This is a genomic window from Levilactobacillus enshiensis, from assembly GCF_007115095.1.
GTDB classification, from domain to species: Bacteria; Bacillota; Bacilli; order Lactobacillales; family Lactobacillaceae; genus Levilactobacillus; species Levilactobacillus enshiensis.
In genome coordinates, this window is record NZ_SULH01000004.1 from 144,643 (window position 1) to 165,124 (window position 20,482).

Consider the following 20,482-nt stretch of genomic DNA (forward strand, 5'->3'; position numbering starts at 1 on the left):
AAGTCAACGGGCGGGCCTTTTTTAATTGTCACGGTTTGTAAGCAGTAGACCAATTTTTGAAAAAAAGATTTGCGCAAACGGTTGCATTAAAATGAAAGCGGTGCCATAATAACACATGTACTTAAGTGATTTGCCATTATAGGTTAAAAGATATTGAACAGGTTTGAGGAGGTAGTCGTATGTCAGAAAACGCAGCTACAGCAACCACGACATCAGCTGAAAAGCATAAAAGTGGTCTGCCAACACTGTCTGCTAGCACGATTTGGATGATCAACTTTGGTTACTTGGGAGTCCAAACCGCCTTTACATTACAGAGTTCCCAAATGAGTCGGATTTTCCAGACCATTGGGGCTGACCCGAACAGTTTAGGGTGGTTCTTCATTTTGCCACCACTGGCTGGGTTGATCGTCCAACCCATCGTCGGGTATTATTCCGACCGGACTTGGGCACCAAAATTTGGTGGTCGCCGGTTGCCTTACTTGTTACTGGGAACCATTGTTGCGGTCATCGTCATGTGTCTGTTACCAAACTCAGGAAGTATGGGCTTTGGTTACGCCTCATTAGCCGCACTGCTCTTTGGGGCCATCACCGTGGCCTTCCTGGACTTGTCTTCTAACGTTGCGATGCAGCCGTTCAAGATGATGGTCGGGGACATGGTCAACGATGACCAGAAGAGTTACGCTTACGGGATTCAAAGTTTCTTATCCAACACGGGTGCCGTTTTAGCCGCCATCCTACCATTCTTATTCGCCGCTATTGGGATTGCCAACACGGCCAGCAAGGGTGTTGTTCCAGCCACGGTTAAGGTGGCCTTCTACGTTGGAGCCGTTCTCTTAGTCATTACGAGTCTGTTCACCATCTTCCGGGTCAAGGAATATGATCCAGATACGTATGCGAAATATCATGGGATTACCAAGGAAGATAACGCTGAAGGTGGAAACTGGTGGACGTTACTGAAGTCCGCACCAAAGGTTTTCTGGACCGTTACCTTAGTTCAATTCTTCTGCTGGGTCGCTTTCCAATACCTGTGGACTTACTCAGCCGGTGCCATTGCTTCTAACGTTTGGCACACCACGAACGCCGCTTCTGCTGGTTACCAGGCTGCTGGGAACTGGTATGGGGTCTTGGCCGCCGTACAATCAATTGCTGCCGTTGCTTGGTCTTACTTGTTAGCTAAGTTGCCTAACAAGTTCCACAAGTTGGGTTACGCGGGTAGCTTAGGTTTAGGTGCACTCGGATTCATCTCCGTCTTCTTCCTACACAACCAATACGCCTTGATCGTTTCCTTCATCTTGGTCGGCATTGCTTGGGCAGCGATGAACACTTACCCATTGACGATGGTCACCAATGCCTTATCTGGTGCCCACATGGGGACTTACTTGGGTCTGTTTAACGGCTCAATCTGCTTGCCACAAATCGTGGCTTCCTTAGCCAGCTTCGCACTGTTCCCATTACTGGGTGGTGCACAAGCGAACATGTTCTTATTAGGTGGGATCATCATGGCCATTGGTGCCTTGTCCGTCTTCACCATTAAGGAAACGTTCCGCGCTTAGCATGAATTAAAAAAATCACAGACGTTAACATTAACTGGTACGCGATGTATGGGTCGATGTTAGCGTTTGGTCGTCACAAGCTCATTTCTAATGGGGATTGAACGCTTATTTAAACCCGTGATGAGCTTGCCGTCCGCGATTAAAAGACGCGAATTTACTTGAGTCAGTTAAAATTTACAATTCAGATTGGCCGGCATCATCGGTCACGATTGATAGTTAAAACGTAGGAAAAGGAGAATGTATAGCATGAAACGAATTTTTGAAGTGCAACCGTGGAACGTTATTACCCACACGTTTGACCCCAAGGATAAGCGCCTCCAGGAATCCATGACCAGCCTTGGTAATGAATACATGGGGATGCGGGGTGACTTTGAAGAAGGTTACAGTGGCGATTCCCTGCAAGGAATTTACTTAGGTGGCGTCTGGTATCCAGACAAGACTCGGGTCGGCTGGTGGAAGAACGGTTATCCAAAGTACTTTGGGAAAGTGGTCAACGCCGTCAATTTCATCAAATTACCGATTGAAGTCAACGGTGAACCAATCGACCTTGCCAAGGACCAGATCAGTGATTTCACCCTGGACCTTGACATGAAGACGGCCGTGTTGACCCGATCATTTACGCTGGAACGTGGGGCGACCCGGGTGGCCTTCAAATTCGAACGGTTCTTGAGTGTTAGTCAACAACAACTCTCCGTTCAACGAGTCAGTGTCAAGAACCTCAGTGACACCAACGTTGACATTACCATCAAGCCAAGTATCGATGCCGATGTTAAGAACGAAGAAGCCAACTATGACGAACGCTTCTGGGATGTCTTGGCGACCGACCAACAAGCCGACAGAGGAAGTATTGTTGCCAAGACCACGCCGAACCCATTCGGCACGCCTCAATTTACGTCTGGCATGGAAATGCGGATGGTTACAGCGCTTACCAACGTGACCATAACGCAACCTAATGACAAGGAAGTTGTTACGGCCTATACCGGCAACTTAGCCCCTCAAGCCGAAACGCAGTTAGAAAAGCGGGTCATCGTTGTGACTTCTCGTGACTACGATACGCAGGACAAGCTCACGGCGGCCATGCACGACCTTAGCGATCAGGTCGCTCAGGAAAGTTACGATGATCTTCTCCAAGCCCACACTGATGTCTGGGCTGCCCGTTGGGAAAAGTCCGACGTTATTATCAAAGGCGACGACGAATCACAACAGGGGATTCGGTTTAACCTGTTCCAACTCTTCTCCACTTATTATGGGAAAGATTCGCGTTTGAATATCGGACCAAAAGGGTTCACCGGCGAAAAGTATGGTGGTGCGACCTACTGGGATACTGAAGCCTTCGCCGTTCCAGTTTACCTGGGAATCACGAATCCAGAAGTTACCCGCAACTTGTTGATGTACCGTTATAAGCAACTTGACGGGGCTTACATCAATGCCAAGGAACAAGGCTTAAAAGGGGCATTGTTCCCAATGGTCACATTTGACGGGATCGAATGCCACAACGAATGGGAAATTACCTTTGAAGAAATTCACCGGAATGGGGACATTGCGTTCGCCATTTATAACTACACGCGTTACACTGGTGATACTAGCTATGTCTTGCATGAAGGGGCTAAAGTTCTGAGCGAAATGTCTCGCTTCTGGGCCGACCGCGTTCACTTCAGCAAGCGGAACCAACAGTACATGATTCATGGGGTCACGGGTGCTGACGAATACGAAAACAACGTGGACAACAACTGGGACACGAACATGTTGGCACAATGGACGTTGAAGTATACGCTGGAGATCTTGGGCCAAGTCGATAAGGAAACGGCGAAGAAGCTTAACGTTTCCGCGGAAGAAAAGGCCAAGTGGCAAGATATTGTTGACCGGATGTACCTGCCGTATGACAAAGACCTGAATATCTTTGTCCAACACGATGGCTTCCTCGACAAGGACATCGAACCAGCGAGTGCCATTCCTGCTGACCAGCGGCCAATCAATCAACACTGGTCATGGGATAAGATCTTGCGGTCACCTTACATCAAGCAAGGGGATGTGCTCCAAGGTATCTGGGACTTCATCGATGATTACACGCAGGCGCAAAAGAAGGCTAACTTTGACTTCTACGAACCACTGACGGTTCACGAGTCCAGTCTGTCACCAGCGATTCACTCGGTCTTGGCTTCTGACCTGGGTTACGAAGACAAAGCCGTGGAACTCTACTCACGGACGGCTCGGTTGGACCTGGACAACTACAACAATGACACGACGGATGGCCTGCACATCACAGCCATGACCGGTGGCTGGATTGCCGTTGTTCAAGGATTCGCTGGCATGCGGGTTCGCAATGGTAAACTACACTTTGATCCATTCCTACCGAAGACTTGGACGAGTTACACGTTCCGTCAGGTCTTCCATGGTCGCTTGATTGAAGTCAGCGTTCATGCTGATGGTCCACACTTCAAGCTGATCAGCGGGGATCCCCTGACCATCGACGTTGCCGGTGCGGATGTTAATTTGAAGTAAAGGTTGAAAGATGAAATTCAGGTTTCAACCCAGTATTGGTAAGTAGTCGTACCCTTAAATTAGTTTAAATCTGGCGCACTACGGCTGTCAGGAATTCCGCCTGCTGTGGGGACGCTTCAGACTGGAAGAACACCAGTCTTCTCGCTCGATTTGAAGCCACAAAGAACATGTGTCTCCAAAGTCGCCCGTGATGTAAGTTGGCTTCAAAAACGCCAACTAACATCACCTTCACGGCCAGCTCCATCCCTGACTTCCTCCGGCGCTGACTGTGTTTTATCAGGCAAACAGCTGTAGAACACGGTTACTTAGCGTTTAGGGGTCAAGTGATAGCGACGGTTAAAAAGTTAGTCCAGTATTGCGTGAGTACACTACGTAAGCCAATGCCAATCACTGCGTTACCTAATTTTTGCTGGTGATAATAGAACTGGCGATAATTTAAACCTTGAATCGGTCAGGGCTGACAACGATTTGAGTCACAGCTTAGAAGCAAAAGAAACGTCTCATCAACGATTAGGTTGGTGAGGCGTTTCTTTTGTGTACAAGTCGATTGTGATAACTTCTGACTCAATTTGGCTAAACGACCGCCTTACCGTTCGATAAATTTGGACTGAACGCGGTGGGGAGACCGGCCAAAGCCTGAGGGGCGGTCTTTGACCTCGCTTTGAACCCGAAGGCCACGGTCTCAAAGACGCCATTTTTCAAGGAGAACACTTGAAAAATCCCACGACTGGGTCCAGATTTGACGCACTCACGGTTGCGTGAACATTTAACAATTAAGGTGGTGAAATATCGGTATCTTAGCCTTGTTAGAAGTCTTTAGGGAGGTTCTCTTGTTGCTGTTGCTTAGCTTTGACGAGAGGCGCGTCTTCGTGCCAGAAGAGGAGCCATTCCCCACTGGTGGTCAGGCTTTCCAATTCCAATTGATTGTTGATGAGCAGTTCCTTTTCAACCCGTTGCTTGAAGGTTGAAATCATGGCCTGAAAGACTTGGAAGGTTTGGTTGATGTCGCCACCACCCATGTCGATCATTTCAACGTGGAATTGGTCGCGAATTTCATTTTCAATGGTACGCAGTTGCCGTTCGATCTGCCGGCCCAGCTTGGGTTGGTTGTGAACGTCGAAAGCCATGGCCGGCTCGACACCGACAAATTGGGCGTTGATCTTAGGTGTTTCGATACCATACTGTGATGAGTCACCGCCAAATAGGTCGAACTCACGGATTACCGTTAAAACTTCACTCATATTTGAAAACTCCCTTTAAATTGATTGAATTGGTGCAGTACTGATCGTTTAAACGACCAAGCAACCAGTCATGGACGTTATGGTATCTATTATACACGTGCCAATTATGACGGTGAAAGTGACTTTATGTAAAAAAAACCACCCACAACCGCTAATTGGTGGCGGCTGTGGGTGGGGTTGACGGGAAGCATAGTTAATTGCTGAGGGCTGCCACCAATCCGAATTCCGCGGGGTGTCCGAGGTGACTAGCGCTCAGGAGTTCATGCATGATGTCGCTTACCAACTGGCCTTCTTAACACCCGGAATCTTTCCGGCATGGGCCAATTCTCGAAAGTTCAAGCGGGATAGCCCGAACTTGCGCATGTAGGCGTGGGGCCGACCATCGAGGTGGTCACGCCGATGAATACGGGTCGGTGAAGCGTCGCGTGGGAGTAGCGCCAGTGCGGCGTAGTCGCCAGTCGCCTTAAGTTCTGCGCGGCGTTCTGCATAGCGATCAACGGTTGCAGCGATGCGCTTTGCTTTTGCAATTTTGGATTTCTTTGCCAAGGTAATGAAGTCTCCTTTTTCTAATATATGATGAAACGAAAACGGGTTGTGCGGCACCCAATCACGGGTAGCGCACGGTTTTTAGAGTCGCTATTCAAGCAAATTAAATGATAATAATTACGTTTTAATAACTTATCATGCACACCTAAAAGTGTCAATCATCTCGACTCGGCGATTAGACGGTAAAATAGTTTAGGGGTTGGGTGATTTTTAGTGTACTTCTCAAAAATCGTATGATAGACTAATTGAAGAACTGTGTTTTTACTATTAGCTAGTTTTAATGTTTAGGTTAGATAAGGTTGACACTGTCACGGTTAACGGCCTAAACAGAGATAATTATCTGGATAACCAAAGCGAGAGTGGGACAAAGGGCGGTTAGTCAATGAGTATGAACGATGCGTCGATAGACGAATAATCCCGGACTGGGATTGTTTGCCTATCGGGGTTAAGTGGAGTTGACTGCCTTGGGTTCCACGTTTCAGCCATAGCCATGCGGAGCGCAAAAAGAGTCCGGGAGTTTTGTCCCGGACTCGCTTCACTTGTTGTCTTAGTAGGTGATATCGTATTTGATTTGGTAACGTTGGGTCTTGCCTGCAGGTAAGGTGATGTCGCCAAATTCTGGATGGTTCGGTGAGTCTGGCAACGTCTGTGGTTCAAGCGCAACCCCCATGTAAGGTTGACCGGCACCGGCAGCGAGCTTCATGTTTGACGTGAAGGAGTTGGCGGTGAAGACGACCAATGCGTTGCGGTCGGATTTGATGGTCAATGACCGGTTGGATTGCGGATCGGTCAATTTGGCAATGGTGTCATCAGCTGCTGGGGTGACGTGATAGACGTCGTCAAACCCCTTTTCAGGGATGGCTTGCATACCCCGAATGGCTTGACCGAGGTTTTGACCCTTGGCGAAGTCAAATGGGGTGCCGGCGTTAGCGACCATTTTCCCGGTTGGCAATTTCTCATCATCGAGGTCCAAGTGTTCCGTACTGTTGACCTGTAGCGTCTGCCCGGAGATCAATTGGTCGTCACTCAGGTTGAAATAGCAGTGTGACGTTGGGTTAAACAGAGTCGTGTCAGTCGAATTGGCTTCGAAAGTCAGGGTGACCTCATCGTGATTGTCTAGCGTGTATGTCATCTTGGCGGTCAAATCACCAGGGTATGAGTCCTCGCTAGACTTGAACGTGTGGGTCAGTACGATCTTGGCAATTGCCGGATCACTGGCGTCTAATTCGCCGGCCCAGTTGACCGTATTGAAACCGTGAGGACCGCCGTGAAGCGTGTTGCGGCCTTCGTTGGTGTCAACGTTGTAGGTCGTGCCATTCAGTGGGAAAGTCCCACGGGTGATCCGGCCACCCGTTCGGCCAATACCCATGCAAACGTAGAAGGGGTTGTCCAAGTAGTGGGCCATCTTATGGTAAGACAGGACCAGGTTCTTGTCGCCCTTGTCAGTCGGCACGCAGAGGGCATGTAACGTTGCCCCCCAGCTTAAGACGGCCAATTTGACGCCATTGTCGTTTTCAATCGCATACTCCGTTACAGCTTGATCTTGATACGTATCCCAATGTTTCGTCGTAGTTTGCATAGTAAGTCCTCGATTTCTAATGTAATAAAGCGTTTTCATATTTAGCTCTATTATAAATTTTTATACGGACAACTGTCAACTGAACTTCCATTAAAAATCAATAATTGACGGTTAGATTTGGGCAAAGTTGGTCAAATCACTAATGATAACGCTATTTTACAGTTGTTGGTTTATGCGGATAAATTTCAATTGACAAAGGTTAACCATCATAAATGTTGACTGAACCAATTTTCGCTTGTACACAATCACAATAACTGGCATAATAAGTGAGCTACTGGGGGCTTTAAACATGATCAAAAAATGGCATGTTGCTGTGGCATTGAGTTTGATGAGTGGGCTGGGCCTGCGGTTGGCAAGTCGGCCGGGACAGCCAGAGCCTTTAACGACACGGCGGGCGGACGTTCGCTATGCGGCAACGCCGACCTTATTCATCCCAGGTTGGGGTGGCGGTGCGATTACCTATAACGGGATGTTGCGCTGGTTCGCGCGGCACGGGTACGGCCATAAGGTGGTCACGATACGTGTTGATTGGGCTGGTAGGCGACATTTTTCTGGAAAGTGGGACCCGGAGGCAACTAATCCCCTGATTCAGGTGTTATTTGATCACAGCCTGACGCGGGATTATCAACCACAGGTGCAATGGATCACGGCGATTCTCAGAGATCTTTACCGTCAGTATGGGGTTCGTCAGTACAATCTGGTAGGTCATTCTTGGGGCGGCAGTGCAGCCGTGAATAGTCTGGTCTTACACGGACCGGCTGCAGATATTCCCCGTCTAAATCGGTTAGTCCTACTGGGGGCACCGGTGGATGAGGGTACAGCACGTCACCCGGTGGATGCTACCTTTGAACGGCTAAGAGCCGCGCGGCACCAACTGCAGGCCAATGCGCAAGCCCAACTGTTTAACGTCTATGGGACGCTCCCTGGACGGTACACGGATGGCTCTGTGCCGGTGAAACAGGTCACGGCGCTGCGGCAGATTGTCGCTGACAGTGCTGTTCGTTACCACGAACAGCACGTTGCGGGTTTGGGTCACGGTCGGTTACATTCGGCACGGCAGATGTATCGGCTGGTGGCCCAGCTTCTGTGGGTGAATTAAAAAAGTCACCGACCAAATTAGGTCAATGACTGAAAGGTTTAGGTGACTTTAAACTTCACCTGCTAAAATAGCATCGATAACGTCTAATACACCATCGTGATTATTATCAGTAGGAGTTACTAAATCGGCAACATTGCGGACGGCTGCTGTCCCGTTGCGCATGGCAACACCTAGACCAACGTGAGCGATCATTTCCTTATCGTTGCCGTTGTCCCCAAAGGCCGCCACTTCACTCGGGTCAATTCCCCATGATTTGGCAAGCTGCGTGACGCCGACAGCTTTGTTCATGTGTGGTGCGATGATGTCGATACTGCCAAAGCCGCTAGGAGTCGCATGAACTTGACCGGCAAACCGTGTGTTGAGTTGGTCAGCAACAAATTGAACCGAATTGTGGGGCCATTCACCATTGACTTTGTAGATGGTATCGTTGACCTCACGCAGATCATCAACGGGGACCAGATTGTTGAAGAAATAGTTCTGCGCGTCTAAATCGAGAGGCTTGCTATCGCGACTGATGTAGGTTCCGTGGGCACCAGATAAACGGAATGCCTGTGGTCGTAAGTTGGCGTCACGCATTAGGGTGTCCACGACGGCGTGGGCCACGTCCGTTGGTACTGGAGACTCAAACAACGTATGGTGCTGATCAACGATCAAGCCACCGTTTTCGGCCACGAACGTCTGCACGGCGGGGGTGGCAGCAAAAACCTTGCGCAAATGGCCAATGTGGTTCCCACTGGCGACCACAAAGTGAATGTTGGCGGCTTCTAGACGGTTGAGCTGTTCGGTGAACCGCTTGTGATTATATTGTCGCTGGTCGTTTAGAAACGTCCCGTCGACATCGGTTGCAATCATTTTAATTTGTGTCATACCAGTCTCCCTCAGTTGATTAAAGTTTAAATATTGTTAACTTTAATCATAAGGGGTTGTTACGGGGAATTCAATGCCGTAGTTTGGTGTAAATATAACAAATTGATTGCAATCACTAGTTTTTTCATTCGTAATGTTATAAACTATTAATGAATCGGTAACATAAAGACTGAAAATAAGGGCTATAATGAATGGTTAGCGGGTCAGAATAGTAACAGCTACAGGTTCTGGGCCCTAGTCTTTAATGTGGAAAGGAAGAGTAATTCAATGACGCAAACTAACGATTTAAACCAATCCTTGGAATGGTTCTCACAACTCCAAAAAATTATGCGGCCAGTGACGACAATCAAAACGGAGGATATTACAATTTCTCTGGAACAATTTAATCTGCTACACGCCATCACCGATCAACGTGAAGACTTCACGCCGACAAAATTTGCCGGCCAAATCGGTGTGTCCAAGTCGATGATCTCCGGTCAGATCTCGCGGTTACTGCGGGCTGGTTTGATTGAAAGCATCGCGTCACAAGTAGACCGTCGTCAACACAATTTAAAGTTGACGCCAGATGGTGTTAAAGTTTACACGCAAGTGCGCGGCCAAGTGGTTACGCGTTTAAACGGTTTACATGACGACATTGCCAAATTAATGTAAAGCCAAGTTAATTTACAATTAAAAAATGATTCCCCTTTACGTCCGGAATCTTTCAATCGTGTAACAATTAGGTTAAGATGACCCAACGCTTTCATGTCTTAGCTTATAATGGAACCGATAGAAAGAATTTGGAACTGGAGGGGATTTTTTGAAATTGAGGGCAAAACTTGGCCTGTTCGTGACAGTTGCTGTGGGAGCAACGTTACTGGGACTAAATGTCAATTCAGTAACACCACGACTGGCTACTGGGGAAACTGTTGCTTACGCTGATACCACGGTCAACGCCGTTCACCAAGGGATGACTGGTGATGCCAAGACGAGTAACAACGACGCTCTACAGAAGTTAATTGATAAGTGGAACAATGGTGCCGTAACGGTGCACGTTCCCAAGGGAACCTATGTGTTTGACGCAGGTAACATTATCCTACATGGCAATATGACCTTTAAGTTTGATAAGGGCGCTGTGTTCCGGATTACGGACGGTAATCGGGTGAACTTCGTCTATCCAAGTCCTGAAGCGGGCTACGATGGCGGAATTAGCAACGTGACTTGGCAGGGCGCGACGTTCCAAGGGGACAACACGTCTGCTGGCCAAAGTGTCTTTACGCAGAGTATTCACCACGCGAAGAACATTTCGTTTGATAAGTGTGTGTTCGATAACGCGGAATCACCAACTGGGCACTACATCGATATCGATGGAAGCCATGATGTCAACGTGACGAACTCTGTTTTCACTGGATTCAATGGGTCTCAAGATTTCAAGGAAGCCATTCAAGTTGACTACTCAAACAAAAAGGCAATGTCGCATAAGAACCCTGGCGATAAGTATGATAATCTGCCAAGTTATGATGTGACGGTTGATAATAACCAATTCTTGCCAGTGTCAAAGAAGTCTGGGCAAGTTGACTCCTACGCGCCAAATCCAATTGGTGAACATGCGGTTTATGGTCACGGTGCTGCCGGAATCATCCACAACGTGTACTTTACCAATAACACGGTCGTTGATCCTAAGCCATTATTGGCAGATGGGGTAGCCACGATTCACTTTAAGTGTGTTTCTAACCTCTGGATCACCGGGAACAAATTCATCAACCAACACGTCTTGGGTTCCGGGAACTACATTTATCTCTACAATTCCGAACCGGGTTACCAAATGGCGAACTTAAATATTACGGATAACACGTTTACCAACGTTAACCCAACCAAACAGTACGTTTATCTCGATACGAAAGACCCAGACACGCCAATGACTGGGGTGACGATTCAGAATAACAACGTTACCACGCAGCAAAAGGGTGCAACTTTTGTGGAAGGTAACTTCCCATTGACGGGAACTGGCATGAACATCAGTAAGAACAAGATCACGGTGGGCAAGGTCGTCTCAACCAGTGTCACGTCACAACAGACGATTACGGACACGTCAGTTGATAACACGGCGGCTAGCAACAGTAAGCCAAAACCCAAGCCAACGTCACAAAAGTTGAAGAAGCGTAAGCAGACCAACAAGAGTGAACAATACGTGGGCGGGTTGAACACGCAACACGCCCAGTTGGCAAGCACCTATAAGACGTATTCGTTGTACAACCATATTCGTGGTCACAAGAACTGGAACATTATGAAGTTTGACTGGAAGAAGCTGAAGACTAAGCGGGCCTACATTGACATGCGGGCCACGGCCGATACTGGTAAGTGGTACCGGATTCGATTCGGCAAGAATTCAACAACGAAGTACTGGATTCGGGCGGGAGCTTTGGACTTTGACGAGTTTGATAACGAAGTCTACGATCGTGATTTAAACTTGATGAAGATCTACCCCGTTTACACGCGACCATTCAATGATCCCCTGTTAGCAAAGCAGGAGGGGACCACGGCGGATATCGCAGAACGGCGCGTTACGATTACGCACCGGGTTAAGCGAACCGACTCTAATGGTCAGGTAACGACTTACTACCAGATGGCCAACGGTCTCTGGACACGGGCATTGGCTTTTGACTTAGATTCATAAGCGTTATTTAAAAATGGCTCACCACAATTTAGTGGTGGGTCATTTTTTTTTGCGCAAGGTTGAGCGCTGGCTAAATCGTCTAAGAACCTGTGCTGGCCGGTAAAGTGCACCAACCACCACGCCGCCAAGCTTGGGGGCTACTGTTATTGCTGAACCGGCATGGCTAGTACTTTGGAACTTTTAACCGTTAATTGACTATCACGCTGCACCTCTGACAGTACTAGTCGTAGGTGACAATTCAAAGTCAGTTCTAGTTAGTAGGCGTTCTCCGTTAATTTTAATGATTTGGGTGCGACTGATGAATTGAGTGGCGGCGATTGGTCAGAATTCATCAGTTTGTTTGGGGAGAACTTTTTTGACGAAAAATCGGTGAATTGATTTGCGTCAATTTGAAAAATAATGTAAGCTGTTACAATACTAATAGAGCAGCATTTAACATCTTCAAAAAAAAATCAAATTTAGGGCGCAAAACCGGTGCATTCACCTGTTAAAGTGAGCGTGAGCCCGAAGAATTAGGGTTTATAGACGATCGCAAGCCAGTGAGTTTCTTGAGAAAGTATTAAAAGGTGCGCAATACTGAGAGTTATGGGTTTCATCATTTCCTAATGTGGTGTACAATGATTAACATAATTAGCACTCAAACAAAAGAGTGCTAATCTGAAGTACCTCATCGAAAACAAACAAATGGAGGGCGATTCTATATGATTAAAATGTACTTTCATGCTAAAACAACGGCGGTTACTAAAGCGATGAAGTGGCTTGCCAACCACGATGCCATTTTCACCGCCCGTGACATTAAAAAACAACCCTTAACGAGAGACGAGATTCTTTACATGTTGTCTCTGACTGAAGAAGGGACCGACGACTTGATTTCAACGCGGTCCAAGGCTTACAAGGCACTTCCTGCTTCTGTTCAGGACATGGGGATGAACGAACTCGTTGATCTCTTGCAAAAGAATCCGGGAATCTTAAAGAACCCGATTGTGGTCGACCGTAATAAGTTGGCAACCGGGTTTGATCTCGAAACCATTCGTGAATTCGTACCTGCTGCCTACCGGAAGAAGGAACTGGCTAGTTTCTTCAAGATTTTAAATGGGGGCAACAAGTTGGGCGTTTCACCAGCTTAATAGAAGCGTATTGATTGAAAGGGTCTGAGATGAATATCTCGGCCTTTTTTGTGCGCCAATGTACGTAGCCGAAACGGCGCTGAGTAGGGTGTTGGTTCACCCTAAAAATACAAAAAAGCTCGCTAAAACTGTCTGGATTACAGACAAATTTAGCGAGCTTTTTGCTGGTGAATGCTTATCCGCGACCTAGCTTAAACTTGCTGGTCGTGAGTAGCCAACGGCGTGCCACCAAGAGACATTGGTGGCTTCGGTGATGACGCCGTTCAGTTGCGCATCGATCATTCGGTGATTGCCGAGATAAATGCCACAGTGGGTGATATTGGCGGTACTGGTTCCGAAGAAAATGAGGTCGCCAGGCTTGGCGTTAGCCGCACTGACGTGGGTGTAACTGTCGTACTGCTGTTGCGCGGTCCGCGGCAGAGTTTGGCCGAGGGCTTTGTTGAAGACGTACTTGGTGAAGCCGGAACAGTCAAATGCGCTGGGGCCGTTGCCACCGTACGAATAAGGTTTCCCTAATTGGGCTTGGGCCGCGCTCAAGATTGCGGCGTACGTGCCGTTACCCGTGGTCGAGGTGCTCGTCGTGGCAGTGTGGGCGTAGCTCTTGGGCGTCAGGTAACCGTGCCAGATCCAACCAGCGGCGGTGCCGCGACCGTTGGTGACATAGTAATAGAGGTATTTCACACCGTTCTTCTTGACGATATAGCGCTTCTGGGTCGCATGCCAAGTGGTGTTAGGGTAATTCTTCAGGTAGTGGGTCTTCTTGCCAAAAGTCATGTTGCTGGCAGTGCCCCCCAGGTTATAGGTCCAGCCGGTCGCACTCTTGCGAACGTAACTGGTGTTGGTCATGGGTGTGGTGCTGAGAATCGTGTTCGTACTGTTGGCCTGAGCGGTGGTGCTTAAGTTCAGGACCGGTACGACGGCTGCGGCAAATGCCACGGCTAAACTGAGTTGTTTAATTTTCATTGACTAGTGTCATCCCTCATATGTATTTTTTAGTGTTGCTACATCTACTAAGATAGTCGTTTGGGGTTACAGAATAGTTGCGGGGCAATATCATTGTCATTACTGTTCTGTGCGGCAACTGTAACTTATCAAGGAGCCGGCTACAGCTGGGTTCCCAGCGGATACAACGTGGGATTTTGTTGATTTGACTAAACTTTTGCCGAAAACCTTGCCCGATTGTCTCTTGTACGTCCTACGTGAAAGAATTAACATTATAGTCGTAAAGTTGAAAGCGCTTAATTAGAGTGGTGGCACGCCTGCTGCTGATCTCTAAGTACGCATTAAAACTGGATTACATAGGGATATATCCCGAAATTTGCAGTTGTTTCTAAGCTGAGGAGGTTGCATCCATGCTCAAACATGTTGTGAAAATGCGCCCAAACGATAACGTTGCCATTGCGGTTCACGATTTACACGTCGGGGACAAGATTAAAGGCGACATTACCGTCAATGACGAAATTCCCCAAGCCCACAAGATTGCCTTGGTTAATTTAGCTAAAGGCGATGCTGTTTTACGTTACGGTGTCGTGCTCGGTTACGCCAAGAGTGATATTCAAGCCGGGGACTGGATCAATGAAAACAGTCTGGAATTACCACCGTCGCCAGACCTGAACAAGCTGACATACGGCACGAACATTCGTAAGGACTTGCCCAAGCCTAAGCGGACGACATTTATGGGGTATGACGTTCCCGGCAACAAGTACGCCGGTACCCGGAATATCTTGGGAATTCAGACCACGGTACAGTGTGTGGTCGGCGTCTTGAAGATTGCCGTGGATCGCATCAAACAGGAACTTTTACCAAAGTATCCGCACGTGGATGACGTCACGGTCGTCAGTCATCAATATGGTTGTGGGGTCGCCATCGATGCCCCCGAAGCCAAGGTGCCAATCCGTGAGATTAGAAATATCGTGAAGAACCCGAACTTCGGTGGCCAAATCATGGTCGTCGGCCTGGGCTGTGAAAAGTTGACGCCGGATCGAATCTTGGATCCTGAGGACATCAACGACGACAACCTCTTGTACCTCCAAAACTACAAGGGCTTTGAGAAAATGATTGCGGCGATTATGGAAATGGCTGACAAGAAACTGGCCATTTTGGAAACACACCGGCGAACGGAACAACCGCTGTCGAAACTGTCCGTTGGTTTCCAGTGTGGTGGGAGTGATGCCTTCTCTGGCGTGACGGGGAATCCATCTGCTGGTTATGCCTCTGACTTGTTAGTTGCCGGTGGTGGGACCGCCATGTTCTCTGAAGTGACGGAAGTTCGTGACGGGGTCAATTTCATCGCCCAACGGATTCCAGACCAACCTAACTGTAATAAGCTGGTCAAGGAAATGTCTTGGTTCGATAACTACTTGGCGAAGGGCGGCGTTGACCGTTCAGCCAATCCAACGCCGGGTAACCGGAAGGGCGGCTTGTCCACCATCGTTGAGAAGTCTATGGGCTCCATTGCGAAGTCCGGGACCGCGCCAATTTCTCAAGTGGTCAGCGCTGGTGAGATTCCAACGAAACGCGGCTTGATCTTTAACGCGACGCCAGCTGGGGACTTCACGACGGGACCGATGCAATTGGCCTCTGGAATGGGCCTAGAAGTCTTCGTTACGGGTCGGGGCACGCCTTACAACCTGCAAGCTGCACCGGTCATCAAGGTCTGCACGCGGACGGATTTGAAGGAATTCTGGAGTGACTTGATCGACATTAACGCCGGTAAAGTTGCGACGGGTGACCTGACCGTTGAAGAACTGGGGACGGAATTGTTCAACTTCATTCTGGACGTCGCTAGTGGTGAAAAGCCAGCTGCGGAACGGTTGAAGTTGTACAACGATATCTGCATCTTCAACCCGGCACCAATGACTTAAAACTTAAAAAGAATAGATGGTAGGCCAATAGCTGGTAAACTGGCTATTGGTTTTTCCATTAAAGGAGATCACGCGGATGGCTGAAAATGAACAGGCAGAAGAAGCCGTTATGACAGCACTAGAAGGGGTCATTGACCCGGAATTGACGATTGATATTGTGAATTTGGGCCTCATTTATGGGGTTACCGTTGAAGGCAATGAATGCACCGTTAAAATGACGTTGACGACGATGGGTTGCCCATTAAGTGACCTGTTAAATGACCAGATTACGGCGGCCGCGTTGTCGGTAGCTGGTGTCGAACACTGTGATATTGATCTGGTCTGGGAACCGGCCTGGGATATCGGCCAAATGACTCGGTATGCGAAGGTATCATTGGGGGTTCACGGTTAATACCAGTGTATTGATGAAACGAAATGAGTCGGGTACAGAACTCAAAAGTCAGTTTTTTCGGATCTTTTTCTGAAAAAACTGACTTTTTTGCCATTATCGTGTCGAAACGTGCGTCACCAGGCAGTTTGTTGCGCTTAACCTGAGAACCGGAATGATGCCAAAACCAGGCATAACCCCGGTTCTCATGTTAATGTTGAAAACTAACCGCCTGATGGCCCACTCTTTTTCTGCCTGAAAGCGGTTCAAAATAAACCAGCGTTGACGTTTCAGCTATGGTAAACTGGGTTCAGTTATTTTTTATTTAATACATAAGGAGTGTTTGGTATGAGCGGCTTTATCGGTGAGTTTTTTGGCACCATGATTTTGATGGTTCTCGGTGCGGGAACGGGGGCTAGCATTAACTTAAATAAAACCTACGCAAAGGGGGGCAATTGGACGTTTGTGTGTGTGGCTTGGGGAATGGCGGTCACCATGGGCGTCTACGTTGCGGGCTTACTAGGCTCACAGGGCCATTTGAATCCAGCCGTGACCATTGGTTTTGCCGTATTTGGGTATTTCCCATGGGCGGACGTGGTCCCTTATTTATTGGGCCAATTTCTCGGAGCTTTCGTGGGGGCAGCCTTGGTCGCTGTTCAATTTTACCCACACTTTAAAGCGACACCAGATGAAGAATCCGGCAACATGGTGGGGATTTTTGCAACGCGTCCAGCGATTAAGAGCCCGCTGTTCAATTTTCTATCAGAAGTGATCGCCACGTGGGCCTTTGTTTTCATTCTGCTCAACTTAGGAAACTTCACGCAGGGCTTAAAGCCATTTATTGTGGGTATCCTGATTATGGTCGTGGGGATGGGATTAGGAACCACGACTGGTTTCGCCCTGAACCCCGCACGTGACTGGGCGCCCCGGTTGGCCTACACCATCTTACCAATTCCCAACAAAGGCAGTGCCGAATGGGATTATGCATGGGTACCGATGTGTGGACCACTGGTTGGGGGCGTCTTGGCCGCTGGCCTGCAGTACTGGATCACCTACTAAGTATATTTCAGCAATATAAGTTTAAACACGATGGGACTGGTGCAGTTAACACGGTCCCATTTTTGATTAGCGTTCGGTTGTGAGGCGACAATTGCTGGTGTATGCTTAAGAAAGCAAGTTAAAAAAATTAGAGGCTTAGTGAAAATTAAAATGCCGGTGTATCAGCGCTTGTTTAGCGTATTCTCCGTGTATACGGGGGTGTTTCGAATAGAGCCATGATATATGCTTATTACATAATATTTTTAATCACAAATCTACATACTACGAGGAGACTATTATCGTGTTATCAAATAAAGCTAAGGAATCAATAAAGTTCATTACGATGATTGGTATCGGCGTAAGTTTGCTATGTGCCGGTAGTGTTACTGCGAATGCATCTAATAAGGGCTATTGGGCAAATTATACGCAGAAGACAATTTCCTATAAAATTAAGAGCTCATCAAGACATTATAAAAGCATTTGGGGAAAGGCAATTAAGAACTGGAACAACACGAAAATCGTTCGTCTTCGTTCAGCTAAAACAAACAAGAAAGCAGATATCCATTTAACGACCGTCGATGAATTCAATAATCAATGGAAAGGGATATTTTTAGAACCCAATCTTACTGGAGCAACCTCAGTTGACTCTTATACATGGACAAATATTGTTAATAAAAAGGCTAGTCGAGAACTTATTTCAAAGTCATCAGTCTACTTAAACCTAGAAAAATTAAACAGTGACCAATACTCTGACAAACAAATTGTAAATGTAGCCACTAGAGAAATTGGCTATGCAATGGGACTCACATACCAAAAAAGTGGAGTTATGAGTAAAAATAATCGAAATAGCCAAATCTCCAAAACAGACAAGAAGCATTTGGCTAAGGCCTATAAAGGTTATCCATTTAAAAATTACATTATTGAACCTAAATAAACTACATTATTTTCAGTTCATTCAGAGTAAACTTATGAAATTTGTTGTGGTCTACGGTTATCACTTATCGTCCTTTCCATCAGGTAAGGCCCGAGTGAGTTAAGAAGCTGAGAGTATGTGTCTTCATAGCTAACGTTCGACGCAACTAATTTCCTATTACCGAGTTGCAGATGATGTTAATTTACAAAGAAATCTGCAACGTTCTCCAATGTTTCGTGCTCATTTGCCCACCGCAACTGAAATTCAAAGGTCAGAAACCTGCATGCAATGTAATCCCATTGGTTTTGGAATTTTGTATCGTGAGTTAAAGTGTTTCCGTGTATACAGGTGGTCTGTTGGCGCCGATAACAGCAATAGCACCATTAAAAAAGGTCCGACATTTTGCCGGGCCTTTTTTGCTAACTAATTTATGAATGTAGATACGACTAGTTATTTCACCTTAAACCGGAGCATATTCCATGACAGCGGCTGAAGGGTCACTGTAGCGGCGTGGTCCTGAGCATTGACTGGCAAGGCTTGGAGCTGCATCTTGCCGTCACGGTTGTCGGCCTTAACGTCGTAGCCGTAGAACTGGGTGGCTTCAATCAAGTGGTCGACCGTAAAGTCGGTCAGGTCGATGTCGAAGTCTAGCGTATCCGTCTGGTGCTTATTCTCAGCGAAGACCGTCAACGTTTGACTGGCGGCGTCATAAGTGGACACTGTGTCGAGGTAAGGAATGTCCTTGAATTCACGTGAGTTGTAGGTGGCAGACTGGCTGTGGTCGACTAGGACTTCACCTTGGCCGTGGTTAGCGACTTGCATGAAGGGGTAGAAGATGGACTGCTTCCAAACGCCGCCATCTGTGTCCGTCATGATTGGTGCGATGACGTTGACGAGTTGAGCCAAGCAGGCAATCTTAACCCGGTCGGCATTGCGTAGCAGCGTCATCAACAGGCTACCAACCAAGAGGGCATCTTCAAAGTTGTAGACATCTTCCAGCAAATGGGGGCCAACTTGCCAAGGGGTGACCTTGGTGTCGGCGTCGTTGGAGTGGTACCAGACGTTCCATTCGTCAAAGGACAGGTTGATGGTCTTAGTAGAGCGCTTGCGGGCCTTAACGGCATCACACATGGCAACAACGCCCTTGATAAAGGCATCCAGGTCGAGGTTTTTACCTAAGAAATTGTCGAGTTCAGTCGGGTCATCATCGTTGTAGTAACCGTAGTAGCGGTGCAGTGACAGGTAATCTACGTTGTCATAACATTCGTCTAGGACGGTTTCTTCCCATTCACCGAACGTCGGGTTGTCCATGGAAGAACTCCCACAGGCCACAAGTTCGAGGGAATCATCGACTCGACGCATGGCCTTAGCCGTTTCGTTGGCGAGGTGTGCGTATTCCGTAGCGGTTTTGGCACCGATTTCCCACGGACCATCCATTTCATTACCCAGACACCAGGTCTTAATGGCAAATGGGTCTTCGGCACCGTTCTTGCGGCGCAGATCACTGAGGTAGGTGCCCTTAGGGAAGTTACAGTATTCCACGAGATCGGCGGCTTCCTGAATACCCCGGGTCCCGAGGTTAACGGCCATGTTGGGCACAGCGTTGACCTTATCTGCCCAGTGCATGAATTCATGGAGGCCAAACTGGTTGGTTTCGAGTTCACGCCAAGCCAAGTCTAGCCGAACTGGGCGTTGATCCTTAGGTCCAATGCCGTCTTCCCACCGGTATTGGGACAGAAAATTGCCGCCGGGGTAGCGAATTAGTGGCACGTTAAGTTCCTTAACAGCTTCGATCACGTCAGTTCGAAACCCTTCTTCATCGGCAGCAGGATGACCGGGTTGGTAGACACCGGTGTAGACTGCTCGGCCAAGTTGTTCGATAAATGAGCCGTAAAGTCGTCGGTCGATGGGCGCAACCACGTCTTGGGGCTGAATCTTCGTTGAACCTTTCATGTGATGACCTCCAAATGTGTTTTTTAAGTGGCTATCGTCATTGCCGCCGAGTAATGCCAACCTTAACGTTTTTGTCAGCGCTTACAATATTATAACCACTTAGCATACTTATAATATAACTGAGGGATAACGTCGTGAGAATTGAAGATCTCAACGGCTATTTATAATTTTTACCAC

General features: G+C 47.8%; 16 protein-coding genes. 10 read left to right on the top strand and 6 right to left on the bottom strand.

Features of this window, described 5'->3' with window-relative positions; all coding sequences use genetic code 11:
* Window positions 1-179 precede the first annotated feature (179 nt).
* Complete coding sequence (locus FAY32_RS05650) at window positions 180-1,553, top strand: SLC45 family MFS transporter (RefSeq protein ID WP_143462484.1); 1,374 nt, start codon at window positions 180-182, stop codon at window positions 1,551-1,553.
* A 246-nt stretch (window positions 1,554-1,799) separates the two neighbouring features.
* Window positions 1,800-4,055 carry a glycoside hydrolase family 65 protein gene (locus FAY32_RS05655; protein WP_143462485.1) on the top strand — a complete coding sequence of 752 codons (2,256 nt, stop codon included), beginning with the start codon at window positions 1,800-1,802 and terminating at the stop codon, window positions 4,053-4,055.
* A gap of 806 nt (window positions 4,056-4,861) precedes the next feature.
* Here FAY32_RS05655 and FAY32_RS05660 read toward each other — a convergent pair.
* From FAY32_RS05660 to FAY32_RS05670, 3 genes are all read right to left on the bottom strand, one after another.
* Window positions 4,862-5,296 carry a hypothetical protein gene (locus tag FAY32_RS05660; protein ID WP_143462486.1) on the bottom strand — a complete coding sequence of 145 codons (435 nt, stop codon included), beginning with the start codon at window positions 5,294-5,296 and terminating at the stop codon, window positions 4,862-4,864.
* Between the two features lie 276 nt (window positions 5,297-5,572).
* Window positions 5,573-5,842, bottom strand: coding sequence for a 30S ribosomal protein S14 (gene rpsN / locus FAY32_RS05665; protein ID WP_143462487.1), 270 nt, complete (start codon window positions 5,840-5,842; stop codon window positions 5,573-5,575).
* 547 nt (window positions 5,843-6,389) lie between these two features.
* Window positions 6,390-7,421 carry an aldose epimerase family protein gene (locus FAY32_RS05670; RefSeq protein ID WP_143462488.1) on the bottom strand — a complete coding sequence of 344 codons (1,032 nt, stop codon included), beginning with the start codon at window positions 7,419-7,421 and terminating at the stop codon, window positions 6,390-6,392.
* 289 nt (window positions 7,422-7,710) lie between these two features.
* On the opposite strand from FAY32_RS05670, the gene FAY32_RS05675 reads away from it, so the two are divergent.
* Window positions 7,711-8,520, top strand: coding sequence for an alpha/beta fold hydrolase (locus tag FAY32_RS05675; protein ID WP_143462489.1), 810 nt, complete (start codon window positions 7,711-7,713; stop codon window positions 8,518-8,520).
* A 48-nt stretch (window positions 8,521-8,568) separates the two neighbouring features.
* Here FAY32_RS05675 and FAY32_RS05680 read toward each other — a convergent pair whose 3' ends face one another.
* Complete coding sequence (locus tag FAY32_RS05680) at window positions 8,569-9,387, bottom strand: Cof-type HAD-IIB family hydrolase (RefSeq protein WP_143462490.1); 819 nt, start codon at window positions 9,385-9,387, stop codon at window positions 8,569-8,571.
* Window positions 9,388-9,654: 267 nt separating this feature from the next.
* On the opposite strand from FAY32_RS05680, the gene FAY32_RS05685 reads away from it, so the two are divergent.
* The 3 genes from FAY32_RS05685 to FAY32_RS05695 all read left to right on the top strand — a co-directional run bounded on the left by FAY32_RS05685 (window position 9,655) and on the right by FAY32_RS05695 (window position 13,170).
* A complete protein-coding gene (locus tag FAY32_RS05685) occupies window positions 9,655-10,038 on the top strand; it encodes a MarR family winged helix-turn-helix transcriptional regulator (RefSeq protein WP_125687562.1) in 384 nt (127 codons plus the stop codon).
* 148 nt (window positions 10,039-10,186) lie between these two features.
* The gene (locus FAY32_RS05690) at window positions 10,187-12,043 is read left to right on the top strand and encodes a glycoside hydrolase family protein (RefSeq protein WP_143462491.1); all 1,857 of its coding nucleotides are present in this window, start codon (window positions 10,187-10,189) and stop codon (window positions 12,041-12,043) included.
* A gap of 701 nt (window positions 12,044-12,744) precedes the next feature.
* Window positions 12,745-13,170, top strand: a complete 426-nt coding sequence (locus tag FAY32_RS05695) for a Spx/MgsR family RNA polymerase-binding regulatory protein (RefSeq protein WP_048734701.1) — start codon at window positions 12,745-12,747, stop codon at window positions 13,168-13,170.
* A 186-nt stretch (window positions 13,171-13,356) separates the two neighbouring features.
* Here FAY32_RS05695 and FAY32_RS05700 read toward each other — a convergent pair whose 3' ends face one another.
* Entirely contained in the window at window positions 13,357-14,133 is a 777-nt protein-coding gene (locus FAY32_RS05700) for a C40 family peptidase (protein WP_143462492.1), read from the bottom strand.
* Window positions 14,134-14,522: 389 nt separating this feature from the next.
* Between FAY32_RS05700 and FAY32_RS05705 the strand changes: the two genes are divergently transcribed.
* The 4 genes from FAY32_RS05705 (at window position 14,523) to FAY32_RS05720 (ending at window position 18,373) form a co-directional block, all read left to right on the top strand.
* Window positions 14,523-16,034 (top strand): UxaA family hydrolase, encoded by a 1,512-nt coding sequence (locus FAY32_RS05705; RefSeq protein WP_143462493.1) that lies wholly within the window; start codon window positions 14,523-14,525, stop codon window positions 16,032-16,034.
* A gap of 76 nt (window positions 16,035-16,110) precedes the next feature.
* Window positions 16,111-16,425 carry a metal-sulfur cluster assembly factor gene (locus FAY32_RS05710; protein ID WP_143462494.1) on the top strand — a complete coding sequence of 105 codons (315 nt, stop codon included), beginning with the start codon at window positions 16,111-16,113 and terminating at the stop codon, window positions 16,423-16,425.
* A 324-nt stretch (window positions 16,426-16,749) separates the two neighbouring features.
* Complete coding sequence (locus FAY32_RS05715; protein ID WP_143462495.1) at window positions 16,750-17,460, top strand: MIP/aquaporin family protein; 711 nt, start codon at window positions 16,750-16,752, stop codon at window positions 17,458-17,460.
* A gap of 280 nt (window positions 17,461-17,740) precedes the next feature.
* The gene (locus FAY32_RS05720; protein ID WP_143462496.1) at window positions 17,741-18,373 is read left to right on the top strand and encodes a zinc metalloprotease; all 633 of its coding nucleotides are present in this window, start codon (window positions 17,741-17,743) and stop codon (window positions 18,371-18,373) included.
* A gap of 429 nt (window positions 18,374-18,802) precedes the next feature.
* Here FAY32_RS05720 and arfA read toward each other — a convergent pair whose 3' ends face one another.
* Complete coding sequence (gene arfA / locus FAY32_RS05725) at window positions 18,803-20,305, bottom strand: arabinosylfuranosidase ArfA (RefSeq protein WP_143462497.1); 1,503 nt, start codon at window positions 20,303-20,305, stop codon at window positions 18,803-18,805.
* Window positions 20,306-20,482 lie beyond the last annotated feature (177 nt).